16 protein-coding genes are annotated in these 16,138 nt (G+C 69.9%); 10 read left to right on the top strand and 6 right to left on the bottom strand.

Features of this window, described 5'->3' with window-relative positions; genetic code table 11:
• Positions 1-161: 161 nt before the first annotated feature.
• Positions 162-1,538 (top strand): DUF1254 domain-containing protein, encoded by a 1,377-nt coding sequence (locus tag ACWEPG_RS18990; protein WP_450114767.1) that lies wholly within the window; start codon positions 162-164, stop codon positions 1,536-1,538.
• A gap of 21 nt (positions 1,539-1,559) precedes the next feature.
• On the opposite strand, the gene ACWEPG_RS18985 is transcribed toward ACWEPG_RS18990, so the two are convergent.
• On the bottom strand, positions 1,560-2,288 hold the full coding sequence (locus tag ACWEPG_RS18985; protein ID WP_452594999.1) for a siderophore-interacting protein: 729 nt from the start codon (positions 2,286-2,288) through the stop codon (positions 1,560-1,562).
• 216 nt (positions 2,289-2,504) lie between these two features.
• On the opposite strand from ACWEPG_RS18985, the gene ACWEPG_RS18980 reads away from it, so the two are divergent.
• Entirely contained in the window at positions 2,505-3,443 is a 939-nt protein-coding gene (locus ACWEPG_RS18980) for an ABC transporter substrate-binding protein (RefSeq protein ID WP_450114769.1), read from the top strand.
• Between the two features lie 19 nt (positions 3,444-3,462).
• On the opposite strand, the gene ACWEPG_RS18975 is transcribed toward ACWEPG_RS18980, so the two are convergent.
• Complete coding sequence (locus ACWEPG_RS18975) at positions 3,463-5,511, bottom strand: acyltransferase family protein (protein ID WP_450114770.1); 2,049 nt, start codon at positions 5,509-5,511, stop codon at positions 3,463-3,465.
• A gap of 173 nt (positions 5,512-5,684) precedes the next feature.
• Here ACWEPG_RS18975 and ACWEPG_RS18970 point away from each other — a divergent pair, with 173 nt between their 5' ends.
• The 3 genes from ACWEPG_RS18970 to bioD all read left to right on the top strand — a co-directional run bounded on the left by ACWEPG_RS18970 (position 5,685) and on the right by bioD (position 8,934).
• Positions 5,685-6,968, top strand: coding sequence for an adenosylmethionine--8-amino-7-oxononanoate transaminase (locus tag ACWEPG_RS18970; RefSeq protein WP_452594998.1), 1,284 nt, complete (start codon positions 5,685-5,687; stop codon positions 6,966-6,968).
• Between the two features lie 74 nt (positions 6,969-7,042).
• Positions 7,043-8,203, top strand: coding sequence for an 8-amino-7-oxononanoate synthase (locus ACWEPG_RS18965; protein WP_450114772.1), 1,161 nt, complete (start codon positions 7,043-7,045; stop codon positions 8,201-8,203).
• Positions 8,200-8,934 (top strand): dethiobiotin synthase, encoded by a 735-nt coding sequence (bioD, locus tag ACWEPG_RS18960; RefSeq protein ID WP_452594997.1) that lies wholly within the window; start codon positions 8,200-8,202, stop codon positions 8,932-8,934. The genes ACWEPG_RS18965 and bioD overlap by 4 nt, the downstream gene beginning before the upstream one ends.
• Here bioD and ACWEPG_RS18955 read toward each other — a convergent pair.
• Positions 8,885-10,156, bottom strand: a complete 1,272-nt coding sequence (locus ACWEPG_RS18955; protein WP_450114824.1) for a cytochrome P450 — start codon at positions 10,154-10,156, stop codon at positions 8,885-8,887. The two genes, bioD and ACWEPG_RS18955, sit on opposite strands and share 50 nt — an antisense overlap.
• Before the next feature lie 100 nt (positions 10,157-10,256).
• Between ACWEPG_RS18955 and ACWEPG_RS18950 the strand changes: the two genes are divergently transcribed.
• The 5 genes from ACWEPG_RS18950 (at position 10,257) to ACWEPG_RS18930 (ending at position 14,353) form a co-directional block, all read left to right on the top strand.
• Entirely contained in the window at positions 10,257-10,541 is a 285-nt protein-coding gene (locus ACWEPG_RS18950) for a hypothetical protein (RefSeq protein ID WP_450114774.1), read from the top strand.
• Positions 10,538-11,356, top strand: coding sequence for a hypothetical protein (locus ACWEPG_RS18945; RefSeq protein WP_450114775.1), 819 nt, complete (start codon positions 10,538-10,540; stop codon positions 11,354-11,356). The genes ACWEPG_RS18950 and ACWEPG_RS18945 overlap by 4 nt, the downstream gene beginning before the upstream one ends.
• A 37-nt stretch (positions 11,357-11,393) precedes the next feature.
• Positions 11,394-13,343 (top strand): fumarate reductase/succinate dehydrogenase flavoprotein subunit, encoded by a 1,950-nt coding sequence (locus tag ACWEPG_RS18940; RefSeq protein WP_450114776.1) that lies wholly within the window; start codon positions 11,394-11,396, stop codon positions 13,341-13,343.
• Positions 13,340-14,101, top strand: a complete 762-nt coding sequence (locus ACWEPG_RS18935; protein WP_450114777.1) for a succinate dehydrogenase/fumarate reductase iron-sulfur subunit — start codon at positions 13,340-13,342, stop codon at positions 14,099-14,101. The genes ACWEPG_RS18940 and ACWEPG_RS18935 overlap by 4 nt, the downstream gene beginning before the upstream one ends.
• A gap of 87 nt (positions 14,102-14,188) precedes the next feature.
• A complete protein-coding gene (locus ACWEPG_RS18930; RefSeq protein WP_450114778.1) occupies positions 14,189-14,353 on the top strand; it encodes a hypothetical protein in 165 nt (54 codons plus the stop codon).
• 61 nt (positions 14,354-14,414) lie between these two features.
• Here the strand turns inward: ACWEPG_RS18930 and ACWEPG_RS18925 are convergent, their stop codons facing one another.
• The 3 genes from ACWEPG_RS18925 to ACWEPG_RS18915 are packed head-to-tail and all read right to left on the bottom strand — an operon-like array spanning position 14,415 to position 16,136.
• Positions 14,415-14,831 (bottom strand): DoxX family protein, encoded by a 417-nt coding sequence (locus ACWEPG_RS18925; protein ID WP_450114779.1) that lies wholly within the window; start codon positions 14,829-14,831, stop codon positions 14,415-14,417.
• A 16-nt stretch (positions 14,832-14,847) separates the two neighbouring features.
• The gene (locus ACWEPG_RS18920; protein WP_450114780.1) at positions 14,848-15,339 is read right to left on the bottom strand and encodes a pyridoxamine 5'-phosphate oxidase family protein; all 492 of its coding nucleotides are present in this window, start codon (positions 15,337-15,339) and stop codon (positions 14,848-14,850) included.
• Positions 15,339-16,136: a lipase family protein gene (locus tag ACWEPG_RS18915; protein WP_450114781.1), complete on the bottom strand. Its 798-nt coding sequence runs from the start codon at positions 16,134-16,136 to the stop codon at positions 15,339-15,341. The genes ACWEPG_RS18920 and ACWEPG_RS18915 overlap by 1 nt, the downstream gene beginning before the upstream one ends.
• Positions 16,137-16,138 lie beyond the last annotated feature (2 nt).

The following is a 16,138-nucleotide window of genomic DNA, read 5'->3' as shown; positions in this document are numbered from 1 at the left end:
GTGTCAGTCGGCCCGTGCCGTCGGACGGACGGGTGGTGGGCGAGAGGGAGCTTCACCTCTTCCGGGTGAATCGCGAGCGTCGGTCGGCGAAATACCGTCGTTTCACCTTTTGCCTGGGTGTTCTGTCGTGCGGTTGTCCGCGGGGAGAGGTGGGTTTGCGAATGTCCGGTGACGAAGGGCCGATCCGTCCGAAGATGACCGAGGAGTATGCGGAGGTCGTGGGCAGAGCCGCATATCTGTGGGGTTGGGCGCTGGTGAACATGCACAACCGGCGAACCCTCATGGAGCAACTGCCCGCGCCCGGGCTGCTGGCGGGCATCGTGCCCGCGGGCCCGCCCGGGACGATCGGCATGCTGCGGGACTACATCCGGCCGGAGGAGCGGGTCGTCGCCTGCCCGAATCAGGACGTGGTCTACGGATTCGGTGTCCTCGACTCCGCTCGCGGACCGTCGGTCGTGCAGGTGCCCGACTTCGGTGACCGGTTCTGGGTGTACCAGGTGGTGGACCAGCGCACCGACTCGTTCGTCCGGCTCGGCGCGATGTACGGGACCGCGCCGGGCTTCTACCTGCTCGCGCACACGTCCTGGGACGGTGAGGTACCGGCCGGCATCACCGACGTCTTTCGTCACGACACCCGGGTCGGGGTCGTGATCCCGCGCGTCTTCCTCGACGACACCCCGCGCGACCGGGTCGCGATCGCGCCGCTGGTCGACCGCATCGCCATGTACCCGCTGTCGGAGTTCGACGGCACCGTCAGGACCGTCGACTGGTCGAGTGTGCCGTCGTTCGGCGGCGGAGACGCCGCCGGAAGTGGCGCCGGCGGTCAGAGCGAGACCCAGTGGGTCCACCCCGAGACATACTTCGCCGAGCTCGCCGAGGTCCTCGACGAAGTGCCTGCACTGCCAGGGGAGGAGGCGCTGTACGAGTGGTTCCGGTCCGCCCTCTCCGGGGCGGAGGACGATCCGGCGATCGCGGACGCGCTCGGTCGGGCCGCTGTCGACGCCGATGCAGTGGTGCGGGAGATGTTCGAGTTCCGCAACATCGGGATTCCCGTCGCGCACAACTGGACCACCCAGCGCAACGGGGCCGCCTTCGGCGCGGACTACCTGTCGCGAACCGCGATCGGAAAGTCCAACATCTTCGTCAACACCCCGAACGAAACCGCCTACTACTACCAGGATCTCGACGAGCGGGGTGACCGCCTGCACGGCGCCGCCACCTACACCGTGCGGTTCCCGGCCGGTCAGCTGCCGCCGGTGCGCGGTTTCTGGTCACTGACCGTCTACAACAAGCACCACTTCTTCCATCCCAACGAACTCGACCGATTCTCCCTGGGCACCAAGAATCAAGATCTCACCCACGGCGACGACGGGTCCCTGACCCTGACGGTCGGCGGCGCCGCCCCGACCGATCCGAAACTGCTGACGAACTGGCTGCCCGCACCCGATGACGAGTTCACCATCTTTCTGCGCGCCTACTGGCCCGATCAGGACATCCTCGACGGAACCTGGGAGCCCCCGGCGGTCACCAAGTCCTGATCGGCCCGGCCGGGTGATGCCCTAAGCCCTCCAGTAGCCGGTGAACTGCACGTGGTCCTTGGGGAAGTCGCGTTCGCCGACGAGGTGACGTCGAAGCGAGGTCACCAGCGCGGCCTCGCCGGCGAGCCACGCGTACGTGCGGGCCGGCTGGAGGTCGAGTTCGGACAGGGCGCGGTACGTCGCGTCCGCGCCCGCGGTCCGGGTCACGGTGACCCCGGCGGGGGCGGGGATGGGGAGGTCGAGGCCCGGTCCGCCGTCGACGAGCACGAGTTCGCCCTCTGCGTCGCGGGGGAGTGTCTCGGCCAGCCGGGTCAGGGCGGGAAGGGCGGTGGCGTCGCCGACGGCGAGGATCCGCTCGGTGCGGGGCAGCGCGCGGCTCACCCTCGGCCCCACGACTCCGATGGGTGTGCCCGGCCCGGCGCGCCGCGCCCAGTCGGTCGCGACGCCCACGTCGTGCAGGATCACGTCCACGACCAGTCCAGTCGAGTCGAGTCGGCGCACCGTGTACTCGCGGTAGATCACGTCGGGATTCACCGGCATCACGAAGCCGCCGTCGCCGGCCACCTCCGGCAGCGCGATCCGCTCGGTTCCCGGCTGGGGGAAAAACAGGATGGCGACATCGTCGAACCCGGTGCTGACGACGGCCGGATGTCGGCCTGCGTCGTCGGTGAACGCGCCGAGCTGGGGTCCGGCGAGGTGAAGGCGCACGAGTCGCGGCTCCACCTGCGTGGTGTGTACGACCTGCAACATTCGCACGCACGTCGGATGTGGTGTCTCGGAGCGGAATCGCGAGATCGCTCTGCGGGACTTCTCGCTGCTCATGCCGCGGGGGCCGCCGCATGGGACGCCGGGGCCGGGTTGCCGCGGTGTGATGCGCTCGGGTGTGGGGGTCGGGCAGGCATCAGGCGACGATAGCGCCCGAAGTTAGATTTCCCTAGCCTAAGTAGCTTGACCTAAGGTGACCCTATGTTCGGTTCACATGGAAGCTCGGCGCGCGTGAAACTCGGCGTGGCCGCGGCGATCTCGGCGCTCCTCCTGGCCGCCTGCGGCACCTCCTCGACCGACGATGTCGCGGAATCCGACAAGGCCTACACCGTCGACCACGCGATGGGCGAAACCACCCTGCCGGGTGTGCCCGAGCGTGTCGTCGTCATCGACTCGCCGCATCTCGACGCACTCGTCGCCCTCGGCATCACCCCGGTCGGAGCGACGGAATCGGGTGCGGGGGACGGCTTCCCGGGATACCTCGCGGACGACCTCGACGGCACGAAGAGCGTCGGACCCACGGCCGAGCCCGACATCGAAGCCATCGCGGCCCTCGAACCCGACCTCATCATCGGTTCGAAGGTGCGGCACGAGAAGATCTACGACCAGCTCTCGGCGATCGCGCCGACCGTCTACTCGGTCAACTCCGGTACCGAATGGCAGGAGCAGGCCCGCGTCACGGCGGCCGCGGTCAACGAGAGTGGCGAGATGGACGCGCTCCTGACCGAGCTGACCGACCGAGCGACCGCGGTGGGCAAGGACGTCGGCGCCGCCGGACGTACCGCGTCCATGGTGCGATTCCGGCCGACCAACTTCCGGCTGTACGGCCCGAGCACCTTCTCGGGCTCGATCCTGACCCAGGTCGGCTTCGACCTCGGTGAACGTGGCTGGAACGAGTACTCCATGCTCGAGCTCAGCCCCGAGCGCTACGCGGAGATCGACGGCGACGTCGTGTTCTACACGAACCCCGGGGGCGACCCGAACACGACCACCATGGGCACCGTGACCGGGCTGTGGGGTTCGCTCCCCGCGGTGCAGGGCGGTAAGACCTTCGAGTTCGACGACGAGACGTGGATGGTCGGCATCGGTGTGGTGGGTGCGAACGTCATCCTCGACCAGATCGGCGAGGCGCTCGGCTGACGCCGCCCCTTCCGTTCCGTCACCACCAGCCGGTGGCGGCGCCGAGTCGGCGATCCAGTTCGGGGGCGAGGCTGCGGACGTAGGCGGTGGTGAGGTGGTCGCCGTCGCGGTAGATCAGGCGGTTTCCCTCGATGACGCGGCAGCGGTCCGCGCGGCACACCGCGTCCGACAGATCCAGCGGGTGCACCGTCGGCAGGTGCGCGGACGCCGCTTCGGCCGGATCCACGACGTCCAGGACCGCGGCCCGGTCGACGCCGCAGGTGTCGGCGTTGCCACCGTGCGCGAGACAGTCGGGTGCGCGATAGGCGATGCCGTTCTCCGACAACCACGGGGTGTCGCGCACCACCGTCATCGGCAGGCCGAGCGTGGCCATCCGGTCCCACACCCGCACGTAGCCGTCCGGGGTGTAGTCGCCGCCGACGTCGTCCGGGCGGGGACGGGTCGAGGTGCTGAACACCAGGTCGGGTGGTGACGACTCCAGTTCGTCGAGCACCGTCGCGGTCCACCGCTCGCACTCGCCGTTCGCGGTGTCCTCGTCGACCGGCAGGATCGCCGGACATCCCACCTTCAGGTAGGTGTCGATGCGCAGGCCGCGGTCGTCGGCGATGCTCGCGAGCGCGGGCAGCCAGTGTTCGGAGTGCGATCCGCCGATCAGTGCCACCGTGCGCGCCGCGTCGGGTTCGCCGTACGAGCAGCGGATCACCTCGACCACCTCGTCGGTCGCCAGGCAGCCGTCGTCCCACGACGGCGGGACGTCGAGATGCGCGACGAACCGGTTCGGCTGCTCTCCCCGCTCCGGAGCGTCGACGCCGTCGACGAGGACCGCCGCGCCCGGGTAGTCGCGGGGGTCGAGGTCGGCGATGTGGGCGACCTCGACAGAGCGGTTCGCGATGGTGCCGATCCAGCCCGTCGCCGTCGCGAACACCGCCACCGCGAGCGCCCCGACCCCGGCGACGAGCGCCGTCCGGCGCGGCGAGGGGTTCCCGCGCCGGATCGGCTCCTCGACCAGTCGGGTCGTCAGATGCGCCAGCACCAGTGAGAGTCCGATCACCACCAGGCCGCCGCGCAGCCCGATGCGCTCACGGTCGGTGAGGACCAGCGCGAAGATCAGCAGCGGCCAGTGCCACAGGTACAGCGAGTAGGCGACGTCGCCCAGCCGGCGCAGCGGGGCCGAGCCGAGCAGACGGGTGGCCGGGGCGTCCACACTCGCTGCCGCACCGGCGACGACGATCGCGGCGGTCGCCGCGACCGGCACCAGTGCCCACGGCCCGGGGAAGTCGTGCCTGCCGTCGAGCAGGACCCCGGTGCAGGCGACGACGACGAGCCCGACCACGCCGAGCAGCACCCGTGCCTGCCTCGGCACCCGGAGCCACGGCATCGCGCAGGCGAGCAGGCCCCCGGCGAGCAGTTCCCACAAGCGGGCGCCCGTGTCGTAGTACATCCAGGTCTGCGGCTGCGCACCGGACGCCGCGTAGCAGAAGGAGACCGCGGTTGCGACCGCGAGGATCGCGGTGATCGGACCGCGGACCGCGACACCGCGCAGCCGCAGCAGCCACGCACTCGCGAACACCACCGTCAGCGCGAGCAGGTAGAACTGCCCCTGCACCGAGATCGACCACAGATGCTGCAGTGGACTCACCGACGGATCCGCCGCTAGATAGTCGGCTGCGGTGCGGGCCAATTGCCAGTTCTGCCCGAAAAGCAGTGCGGCCCGGCTCTGTTCGGCCAGCGCCAGCCACGCGGTCGGTGCCAGCAACAACGCGCCGGCGACCGCCGTCGCGGCCACCACGACGGCGAGCGGCGCGAGCAGCCGGCGAGCGGTTCGCGCCAGGATCGGCCGCGGATCGAGCGGCGACGACGATTCCGCCGCCCGCACCAGCGAACCGACGAAGAAGAACCCCGACAGCATCAGGAACACGTCGACGCCGCCGGACACCCGGCCGAACCAGACGTGGAAGAGCACCACCAGCGCGATCGCGAGGCCGCGCAGGCCGTCGAGGTCGGCGCGGCGCGTCGAGCCGGCTTGTCGGGCCGAGGCGTCGACGGGTGCGGCTGTACGGGCAGGCAAGTCTCTCCCTGTGGTTGCGACGAGCTGAACGCGCGGTGAACGGTGCGTGCGGGGTTCGACGGACGAGTGTAGGTGGTACCGGTGGGCCCACTTACCGCAGGCGTTCGCACGGACTTCGCCGCGCGGAGTCCCGGCCCGTCGCGGCTCGTCGGGGGTCGCTATCGTCGGGCGACGTGACCTCGCGCTACTCGTCCGACCGCATCTCCGCCATCGACGCCGCCCACCTGTGGCATCCGTACGGGGCGTTCCCGGCCGGCACCGAGCCGCTCGTCGTGTCGGCCGCCCGGGGGACCCGGCTCATCCTCGCCGACGGCCGGGAACTCGTCGACGGCATGAGCTCGTGGTGGGCGGCCGTGCACGGCTACCGGCACCCCGTTCTCGACGCCGCCGCGACCGACCAGCTCGGCCGGATGAGTCACGTCATGTTCGGCGGGCTCACCCACGAACCCGCCGCCCGGTTGGCGGAGCTGCTCGTCGCGATCACCCCCGACGGGCTCGACAAGGTGTTCCTCGCCGACTCCGGATCGGTGTCCGTCGAGGTCTCGATCAAGATCGCCATGCAATATCAGCGGGCGATCGGGCGACCCGAGCGACACCGCCTGCTGACCTGGCGCGGCGGCTACCACGGGGACACGTTCGCGCCGATGAGCGTGTGCGACCCGGACGGCGGCATGCACTCGATGTGGACCGACGTGCTGGCGCGGCAGGTGTTCGCGCCCGCGCCGCCCCGTGACTTCGACCCGACCTACGTCGCGCAGTTCGAGGCGATCCTCACCGAGCACTCCGCCGAACTGGCCGCCGTCATCGTCGAACCGGTCGTGCAGGGCGCGGGCGGCATGCGTTTCCACGACCCCCGGTACCTGACCGAGCTGCGCCGGATGTGCGACGAGCACGGACTGCTGCTGATCTTCGACGAGATCGCCACCGGCTTCGGTCGCACCGGTGAACTGTTCGCCGCCGACCACGCCGGTGTCGCCCCCGACATCATGACGGTCGGCAAGGCCCTGACCGGTGGCTACCTGACGCTCGCCGCGGTGCTGTGCACCTCCGCGATCGCCGAGGCGATCAGCGCGGGGGAGGGCGGCGGCGTCATGCACGGTCCGACGTTCATGGGCAACCCGCTCGCGTGTGCGGTGGCCGTCGCGGCGGTGCAACTGCTGCTGTCGCGGGACTGGCGATCGGAGGTCGCTGCGCTGGGTGAGGGTCTGGATGCCGGGCTGGAGCCGGCGCGGACGTTGCCCGGCGTCGCGGACGTGCGCACGTTCGGCGGCATCGGCGTGATCGAGATGGCGGAGCCGGTGGACATGCGCACCGCCACCGCCGCGGCCGTCGACGCCGGCGTGTGGCTGCGGCCGTTCGGCAAGCTGATCTACGCGATGCCGCCGTTCATCTGCACGCCCGACGATGTCGCGACCATCGCGGCCGGCATGGTCGCCGCCGCGCGCAGCCAGCACTGAGTTTCCGCTTGATGCGAGGTCCGTGGCCTACTTGAACGCTGTACTTGAACGGCGTTCAGGTACGCTCCCGTGCCATGACCGCTGCACTGAGTTGGCTCGATGAGATCGCGGACGCGCGTCGCGCGGCCGGTCTGCACCGCACGCTGCGTCCGCGGACGGCCGGTTCGCCGCTCGTCGACCTCGCCTCCAACGACTACCTCGGCCTCACCCGGCACCCCGAGGTGCTCGACGCCGCGGCGACCGCCCTGCGCCGCTGGGGCGGTGGCTCGACCGGTTCGCGCCTCGTCACCGGCACCACCGCCGAACACGAACTCCTCGAGCGTGAACTCGCCGAGTTCGTCGGCGCCGAATCCGGACTGGTGTTCGCCAGCGGGTACGCCGCCAACCTCGGCGCCGTCGCCGCACTGGCAGGCCGGGACGCGCTGATCGTCTCCGACGCCGGCTGCCACGCCTCGCTGGTCGACGCGTGCCGGCTGTCGCGGTCGCGGGTGGTGGTCACCCCGCACGCCGACGTGGACGCCGTCGCGACCGCGCTCGCCTCCCGCGCCGAACCGCGCGCCCTCGTGCTCACCGACTCGGTGTTCAGTGCCGACGGCGACCTCGCGCCGCTGCGGGACCTGCACCGGGTGTGCCGCGAACACGGCGCGTTGCTGCTGGTCGACGAGGCGCACGGCGTCGGGGTGCGCGGCGACGGTGGCCGCGGCCTGGTGCACGAGGCCGGGCTCGCCGGTCAGGCAGACGTGGTGGTCACCGCGACCCTGTCGAAATCGCTTGCCGCCCAGGGCGGAGTGGTGCTCGCCGACGACCGCGTCCGCACGCACCTGATCGACACCGCCCGCACCTTCATCTTCGACACCGGCCTCGCGCCCGCCGCGGTCGGCGCCGCCCGCGGCGCGCTGGCCGTGCTGCGCCGCGAACCCGAGCGGGCGGCGGCCGTCCTCGACCGCGCACGCGACCTCGCCCGCATCACCGCGGCCGGTGAGCCGGAATCCGCGGTGGTGTCGGTGATTCTCGGCGACCCGCAGGTCGCGTACGACGCGTCGCTCGCGTGCCGCGACCGTGGGTTGCACGTCGGCTGCTTCCGGCCGCCGTCGGTGCCCGCCGGCACTTCCCGACTGCGGCTGACGGCCCGCGCGAACCTCACCCCGTCCGACATGACGGTGATCGAGTCCGTGCTCACAGACGTGCTCTCCTCGGCCGAGTCGACCCCGGGCGTTTCGGCGGCCCACGCGTGAGCATCCTGTGCGTCACCGGTACGTCGACGGATGTCGGCAAGACCGTCGTCACCGCGGCGCTGGCCGCGCGGGCCCTGCTCGCCGGGCTGTCCGTTGCGGTGTGCAAGCCGGCGCAGACCGGGATCGCTGTCGACGAGCCCGGGGATCTGGCTGAAGTGCAACGGCTTTCGGGTGTCCTGGACGTTCTCGAGCTGGTCCGCTACCCGGAGCCGCTGGCGCCGGACGCCGCCGCCCGGCGGGCCGGCATGCCGCTGCTCAGGCGCGCGGACGTGGTTTCGGCGGTCCGCGGGCTCGACGCCTCCCACGACCTGACCCTCGTCGAGGGCGCCGGGGGACTGCTGGTGCGCCTCGGTTCGGGGGGATTCACCCTCGCCGACGTCGCTGCAGACCTCGACGCGCCACTGGTGTTGGTCGCCGCCGCCGGGCTGGGCACCCTCAATCACAGCGCGCTGACCGTTGCGGCCGCGCGGCAGGCAGGCGTCGATTGCGTCGGGACGGTGATCGGGTCGTGGCCGGAGGATCCCGACCTGGCCATGCGGTGCAACCTCGCGGACCTCGCCGAGGTGACGGGGGTGCCGCTGCTCGGCCGGATTCCGGAGGGGGCGGGCAGACTGGGCCCAGACGAGTTCGCTGCGGCGGCGCCGGGCTGGTTCGATACCGATCCGATCGCCGCCCGGCCGCTCAGTGCGGCACCGGGCAGCCGCTGCCGTATCCGACGGGGAAGTGCTTGATTCCGTTGAGCCATCCCGACCGCAGCCGCTGCGGATCACCGAGCCGGCTGATGTCCGGGAGCCGGTCGGCGATCGCGTCGAAGATCAGGCCGATTTCCATCCGGGCCAGGTTCGCGCCGAGGCAGTAGTGGGGGCCCGAGCCGCCGAAACCGAGGTGCGGGTTGGGGTCGCGGGTGATGTCGAAGGTGGTCGGGTTGTCGAACACCTCCTCGTCGAAGTTCGCCGACGCGTAGAACATCGCGACCCGGTCGCCCTCGCGGATCAGCTGCCCGCCCAGCGTCGTGTCCGCCGTCGCGGTCCGCTGGAAGGACGTCACCGGGGTCGCCCAGCGCACGATCTCGTCCGCGGTGGTCGCCGGACGTTCCCGCTTGAACAGCTCCCACTGGTCGGGGTGGTCGAGGAACGCGATCATGCCGTGGGTGATCGCGTTGCGGGTGGTCTCGTTGCCTGCCACGGCGAGCAACAGCACGAAGAACCCGAACTCCTCGGGTGTCAGTTCGTCGCCGTCCACGTCCGCCTGGATCAGGGTGGTGACGATGTCGTTCGCCGGACACCGGCGCCGCTCGTCGGCCATGCCGTAGGCGTAGCCGATCAGCTGGGCGACGGCGTCCATGGGGTCGACGTCGTACTCCGGGTCGGCGCCGCCGATCATGTCGTTGGACCAGTCGAACACCTTCCTGCGGTCCTCCTGCGGGATGCCGATCAGTTCCGCGATCGCCTGCAGGGGCAGCTCGGCGGCGATGTCGGTGACGAAGTCGCCACTGCGGGCGTCGGTGCCCGCGGCCCCGGCGACGATCCGCTCGGCCCGGTCCGTCAGCGCCGCCCGCAGGCTCTCGATCGCGCGCGGTGTGAAGCCGCGGGCGACCAGTTTGCGAAGCTTCGTGTGCTCGGGTGCGTCCTTGTTCAGCATGATCAGCCGCTGGGACTCGAACGTCTCCCGGTCCACGTCGTCGTTCAGCCGGACCAGGGCTCCGTTTCGCCAGCTGGAGAACAGTTCGCCGTCGCGGGAGATCGCCCGGACGTCCGCGTGCCGGGTGACCACCCAGTACCCCTCGTCCGGGAATCCGCCGACGTTTCGGGGCTGGGGATTCCACCACACCGGGCAGCTCCGGCGCAGAGCCGCCAGCGCCTCGTGGGGGACGCCCGCCGTGTACACGGCGGGGTCGGTGAAGTCGTAGCCCGGCGGAAGATCGACGGCCGGCGCGGTCGCGTGGTCGGGCATCGTTTCGTGTGACACTGGCGAGTCCTTTCGGATCGCAGGCGAGTGCAAAGCATCTGCCGTACTGTGAGTGTCATCACATCATCTGTGGTCGGAGGTTCGAATGTCCACCAGCGAAATGATGGAGCTGCACCGCACGATCGGTCACCTGCGCCAGTGTGTCGGGTCGTTGCGGACGATGTACGGGGACGCGTCGGCCGTCCGCCGGCTCGCCAACGACGTCGAACGCCTCGGCATCGACGCCAGTGACCTCGACGAATCGCCGCCTCGCCTGGCGCATCCGGTCGCCGCCTCGGAGCGGGTCGGGGTGCCCGAGGGTCCCTACGACCAGGCGCTGTGGCAGGGTGCCGACGACGAGGGCGTCGGCGGTCACCCGCACGAGCGGTGAGCGCACCGGCGAGAACCACGACCGGGGTCCGGTCGCCGGAGCGCGCGTCGATCGCGGCGCGCACCCTGCGAACGGACATCTGGTGGCGTCCGCCGCTGCTGACCACGATCGGCCTGGCGGTCTTCGTGGTGTACGCGACGATCCGCTCCTTCGTGCGGACCGCGTACTGGGTGGACGAGTACCACTACCTGACGCCGTTCTACTCGCCGTGCGTCAGCGCGTCGTGCGCGCCGGGATCCACCCATTTCGGGGTGTGGGTGGGCGAACTGCCGATGTGGATCCCGCTCGCGTTCCTGTCGCTGCCGTTCCTGCTCGGGTTCCGGCTCACCTGCTACTACTACCGCAAGGCCTACTACCGATCGATCTGGCTGGCGCCGCCCGCGTGCGCCGTCGCGGAACCGCACGCCCGGTACACCGGCGAGACCCGGCTGCCGCTGATCGTGCAGAACTCGCACCGGTACTTCTTCTACGTCGCGCTGGTCGTCTCGGCGATCAACACCTATGACGCGGTCCTCGCGTTCCACGGCCCCGCAGGCGGATTCGGGTTCGGCCTCGGCACCGTGATCATCGTGGTCAACGTGATCCTGCTGTGGGCGTACACCGTTTCCTGTCACTCGTGCAGGCACGCCACCGGCGGCCGGCTCAAGCACTTCTCCGCCCACCCCGTCCGGTACCGGTTGTGGACCTGGGTGAGCCGGCTCAACACCCGGCACATGCAGTTGGCCTGGACAACCCTCGCCACGCTGATGATCACCGACTTCTACATCATGCTCGTCGCCAGCGGGACCATCTCGGACCTGCGATTCGTCAACTGACGGGTCTGCCAAACGATCGGGACAGAGGGGAGCGCCGGTGGCCGAGCTGGAGCGGCACGACTACGACGTGGTGGTCATCGGGGCGGGTGGCGCCGGACTGCGGGCGGTGATCGAGGCCCGCCAGCGGGGTCTGCGCGTCGCAGTGGTGTGCAAGTCGTTGTTCGGGAAGGCACACACCGTGATGGCCGAGGGTGGCTGTGCGGCCGCGATGGGCAATGCCAATCCCAAGGACTCGTGGCAGGTGCATTTCCAGGACACCATGCGTGGCGGCAAGTTCCTCAACAACTGGCGAATGGCCGAACTGCATGCCCGGGAGGCGCCGGACCGGGTGTGGGAACTCGAGACCTACGGCGCCCTTTTCGACCGCACCCCCGACGGCCGGATCAGCCAGCGCAACTTCGGTGGCCACACCTATCCGCGGCTCGCGCACGTCGGCGACCGCACCGGCCTGGAGATCATCCGCACCATGCAGCAGAAGATCGTCTCGCTGCAACAGGAGGATTTCGCGGCCACGGGTGACCACGAGGCCCGGATCAAGGTGTTCGCGGAATGCACGATCACCGAACTGCTTCGCAGCGACGGCGCCGATGACGGCGGGGCGATCGCCGGGGCGTTCGGGTACTGGCGGGAGTCGGGGCGTTTCGTGCTGTTCACCGCGCCTGCGGTCGTGCTGGCGACCGGCGGAATCGGCAAGTCCTACAAGGTCACCTCGAACTCGTGGGAGTACACCGGTGACGGGCACGCGCTCGCGCTGCGGGCCGGCGCCAAGCTGATCAACATGGAGTTCATCCAGTTCCACCCGACCGGCATGGTGTGGCCGCCGAGCGTGAAGGGGATCCTCGTCACCGAGGGGGTGCGCGGCGACGGCGGCGTGCTGAAGAACTCCGACGGCGAACGGTTCATGTTCGACTACATCCCCCCGGTGTTCAAGGGCCAGTATGCCGAGACGGAGGACGAGGCCGACCAGTGGCTCAAGGACAACGACAGCGCCCGGCGCACCCCGGACCTGCTGCCCCGTGACGAGGTCGCCCGGGCGATCAACTCGGAGGTCAAGAACGGCCGCGGCACCGAACACGGCGGGGTCTTCCTCGACATCGCCTCCCGGATGCCCGCCGACGAGATCGTGCGGCGGCTGCCGTCGATGCACCACCAGTTCCTCGAACTGGCCGACGTCGACATCACCAAGGAACAGATGGAGGTCGGGCCGACCTGCCACTACGTGATGGGTGGCATCGAGGTCGACCCGGACACCGGATCGTCCGGTGTGCCCGGACTGTTCGCGGCGGGTGAGTGCTCCGGCGGGATGCACGGTTCCAACCGGCTCGGCGGCAACTCGCTGTCGGACCTGCTGGTGTTCGGCCGGCGCGCCGGCCTCGGGGCCGCCACCTACGTCGAATCCCTCACCCGCAGACCGCAGGTGGAGCAGTCCGCCGTCGACGCTGCCGCCGCGATGGCCCTCGCCCCGTTCGACCCGCCGCCGGACGGGGCGGTCGCCGAGAACCCGTACACCCTGCACCTGGAGTTGCAGCAGATGATGCACGACCTCGTCGGCATCATCCGCACCGACGCCGAGATCCGCTCCGCGCTGGACAAACTGGAACAGATCCGGCAACGCATCGAGTCGGTCGGCGTCGAGGGGCACCGGCAGTTCAACCCCGGCTGGCACCTGGCGATCGACCTGCGCAACATGGTGCTCGTCAGCGAGTGCGTCGCCAAGGCGGCGCTGCTGCGCACCGAGAGCCGCGGCGGGCACACCCGCGACGACCACCCCGGCATGGACGCGTCGTGGCGCAACACGCTGCTGGTCTGCAGCCTCGTCGGCGGTGCGGACGCCGGTGGCCGGGTGGTCCCCGACGTCACCGTCGCGCCCGAGCCGCAGGAGCCGATGCGCTCGGATCTGTTCGCGCTGTTCGACTTCGGTGAGGTGGCCAAGTACTACACGGACGCCGAACTGTCCGAGCATCCCGGGAAGGGGGAGGAGCGATGAGCTACCAGGCGGCATTCCGGGTGTGGCGGGGCGACATCGGTGGCGGCGATCTGCGCGATTACACCGTCGAGGTGAACGAGGGCGAGGTGGTCCTCGACATCATCCACCGTCTGCAGGCCACCCAGGCCCCGGACCTGGCCGTGCGGTGGAACTGCAAGGCGGGCAAGTGCGGATCGTGCTCGGCGGAGGTCAACGGCCGGCCCCGGCTGATGTGCATGACCCGGATGTCGACGTTCGCGCAGGACGAGGTCGTCACCGTCACCCCGATGCGCGCGTTCCCGGTGATCCGCGACCTGGTGACCGACGTGTCGTTCAACTACGCGAAGGCCAGGGAGATCCAGTCCTTCACGCCGCCTTCGGATCTGGCGCCCGGCGAGTACCGGATGGCGCAGGTGGACGTGCAGCGCTCGCAGGAGTTCCGGAAGTGCATCGAGTGCTTCCTGTGTCAGAACACGTGCCATGTCGTCCGCGACCACGAGGACAACAAGGCCGCCTTCGCGGGGCCGCGGTTCCTGATGCGGATCGCGGAACTCGAGATGCACCCCCTCGACGTCGCCGACCGCCGCGACGTCGCCCAGACCGAGCACGGCCTCGGGCTGTGCAACATCACCAAGTGCTGCACCGAGGTGTGCCCCGAGGGCATCCGCATCACCGACAACGCCCTGATCCCGATGAAGGAACGCGTCGTCGACCGCCGCTACGACCCCGTGGTGTGGCTCGGAAACAAGCTGTTCCGCAGGGGTGGCGGCGGGACCTGACGTCCGGCGGCGCCGAGTTTGTGAAAATCGGTAACGAACACCCCCGCCATCAGTACTGTGAGCGCAGTCACATTGCAGGAGGGTGTCGTGAAGGTGAAGTCGCTGGTTGCAGGGATCGTCAGTGCGGGTTTTCTCGGGGCGTGCGTGTGGGGAGCCGCCGCGTTGGTCTCGGCGGGCGTCGACTTCCCGGACAACGCGGTGTTCCAGTCGCCCGCATCGCATTCGGCGGTGGTGGCCGACCCGGGTCACTGAACTGGTGGCTCGGGCGGCCCCGTCGCCGAGGTCTCGGGCCGCGGAGCTCGAGTGTTCGCGCTCAGTTGATCGTGAACAGCGGCCCGGTGATGGTCAGTCCGAGATCGCCGGTGTGCGCGAAGAACGCGAACAGCATCAGTGCCGCGCCTGCCAACGCCACGTCCTTGTTGAACTGGACCATCTCCGTCTGCCGCGCCGCCGGATCGGATTCGGTCCAGAACGCGTGCATGAGTGGCGCGGTCGGCGCCAGGAAGGCGACGAGCAGCAGCGACCCGAGGTCGGCCCAGACCCCGAGGAGCACACTCAGCGCGCCGACGACCAGGACCACACCCGACACCAGGACCGCGACCCGGGGCACCGGCACGCCCCTGGCCCCGGCGTACTGGGCCATCGCCTCGGACTGGGTCAGGTGACCTGCGCCCGACGTCAGGAACAACACGCAGAAGAGAATCCGACCGATCAGAACGACGATGTCCATCGTCCACCTCCTGTGTTCAGTGCTTGCGAACGACGCGTTCGGGTTCGCCCGGCCTCCAGATCGTGATGTCGAGATGGCCGTCGACGAGCTCGACGGCCGACGCACCGGTGATGTCCGCGGCGTAGAACGGGCGGAACTCCCTGCCCCGCAGGTCGAATCCGGTCTCCTCGAACAGTGCCGTCGCGAACCGTTGGTGCAGCTGCGGATCCCGCACGTCGTGGACGGTGCCCCACAGTTTCGCGTCACCGTCGCCGACCATCGAATCGACGGTCGCGGTGTGCAGGCAGAAGCGGGGATCGCGGCCCAGATCCCGGAACTTCGTGGTGTCCGGCATACCGGCGATCCACAGTTCGCCCTCGAACACCCGGGGTTCGATCGGGCTGATGCGGGGGAACCCGTCGGAGCGCAGCGTCGCCAGCATGCACAGGTTGCCGGTGGCGCGGTGGCGGCGGCGGAACACTGCCGACACGAGCGGTGCGGCCGCGGTGAACTCCTGCCAGGTGGTCATCAGGGCCTGCAGGCGGGGTCGAGTGGAACGGCCGGCGATAGACCGTGCAGGTAGGTGTTCATCGCGTGCGCACACCCGACACTCCACCGGGCGTAGCTCAGTGAGTTGAGCGCGTATCCGGTGGTGACGTGCTGATAGTCGCCCTCTGTGTCGACCGGGATCCACGGTGCCAGGTCGACGATGTTGTAGATCCGCCACGACACCTCGCTGAGCGAGGCATAGCGGGCGGCGAAGGCGGCGTCGCCGACCTTGGGGGAGGCGAAGGTCCACGCCTGTGGCCGCAACGTCGTGTTCGCCCACAGGTCCACCACGAGCATCGTCGCCAGCGCGCCGCCGAGACTGTGCCCGGTAACCGCGAGGGGAACGTCGGGGTCGACGGCCACGCTCAGCCCGGCGATCCCCGGCATGGTGCCCGGCTGGCCGGGCGCCGCCGTCGTCATCGTCGAGTAGATGTCGTGGAAACCCTCGGCGACGGTGCCCCCGTTCGCCACCGAGGTGAACGGCACCCGGTCCCAGTGCAGGTCGTCGAACCACTCGGTGGGGGTGACGGTGCCGCGGATTGCGATCACCTGCATCGCGGGCGTACCCCCGATCGCGAGGTAGCCGTAGAACTCCGGTATCGCCGGGCCCACCAGGAAATCACTCATCTGAATGGTGCGCACCAGCGAAAATCCGGCGGGCAGTGGGACGGTCGCGGGACGCGGGTCGTGCGGGTGGGCGCGGAACTGGGCGTAGGTGGCTTCCACGAAGGGGCCGAGCACCACTGCGGTGGTCGGGTCGAGAGGATCGAGTGTCATGG

The organism is Rhodococcus sp. NPDC004095 (assembly GCF_053604015.1).
Note: the sequence above shows the minus strand (reverse complement) of the source record. Positions and strands in the feature narration are given on the sequence as shown.

Excerpts from the sequence above, each read along its gene's own strand:
- ACWEPG_RS18990 (WP_450114767.1), top strand. The coding sequence starts at position 162 with ATGTCCGGTGACGAAGGGCCGATCCGTCCGAAGATGACCGAGGAGTAT.
- ACWEPG_RS18985 (WP_452594999.1), bottom strand. The coding sequence starts at position 2,288 with ATGTTGCAGGTCGTACACACCACGCAGGTGGAGCCGCGACTCGTGCGC.
- ACWEPG_RS18980 (WP_450114769.1), top strand. The coding sequence starts at position 2,505 with ATGTTCGGTTCACATGGAAGCTCGGCGCGCGTGAAACTCGGCGTGGCC.
- ACWEPG_RS18965 (WP_450114772.1), top strand. The coding sequence starts at position 7,043 with ATGACCGCTGCACTGAGTTGGCTCGATGAGATCGCGGACGCGCGTCGC.
- ACWEPG_RS18955 (WP_450114824.1), bottom strand. The coding sequence starts at position 10,156 with ATGCCCGACCACGCGACCGCGCCGGCCGTCGATCTTCCGCCGGGCTAC.
- ACWEPG_RS18950 (WP_450114774.1), top strand. The coding sequence starts at position 10,257 with ATGTCCACCAGCGAAATGATGGAGCTGCACCGCACGATCGGTCACCTG.
- ACWEPG_RS18935 (WP_450114777.1), top strand. The coding sequence starts at position 13,340 with ATGAGCTACCAGGCGGCATTCCGGGTGTGGCGGGGCGACATCGGTGGC.
- ACWEPG_RS18925 (WP_450114779.1), bottom strand. The coding sequence starts at position 14,831 with ATGGACATCGTCGTTCTGATCGGTCGGATTCTCTTCTGCGTGTTGTTC.
- ACWEPG_RS18920 (WP_450114780.1), bottom strand. The coding sequence starts at position 15,339 with ATGACCACCTGGCAGGAGTTCACCGCGGCCGCACCGCTCGTGTCGGCA.
- ACWEPG_RS18915 (WP_450114781.1), bottom strand. The coding sequence starts at position 16,136 with ATGACACTCGATCCTCTCGACCCGACCACCGCAGTGGTGCTCGGCCCC.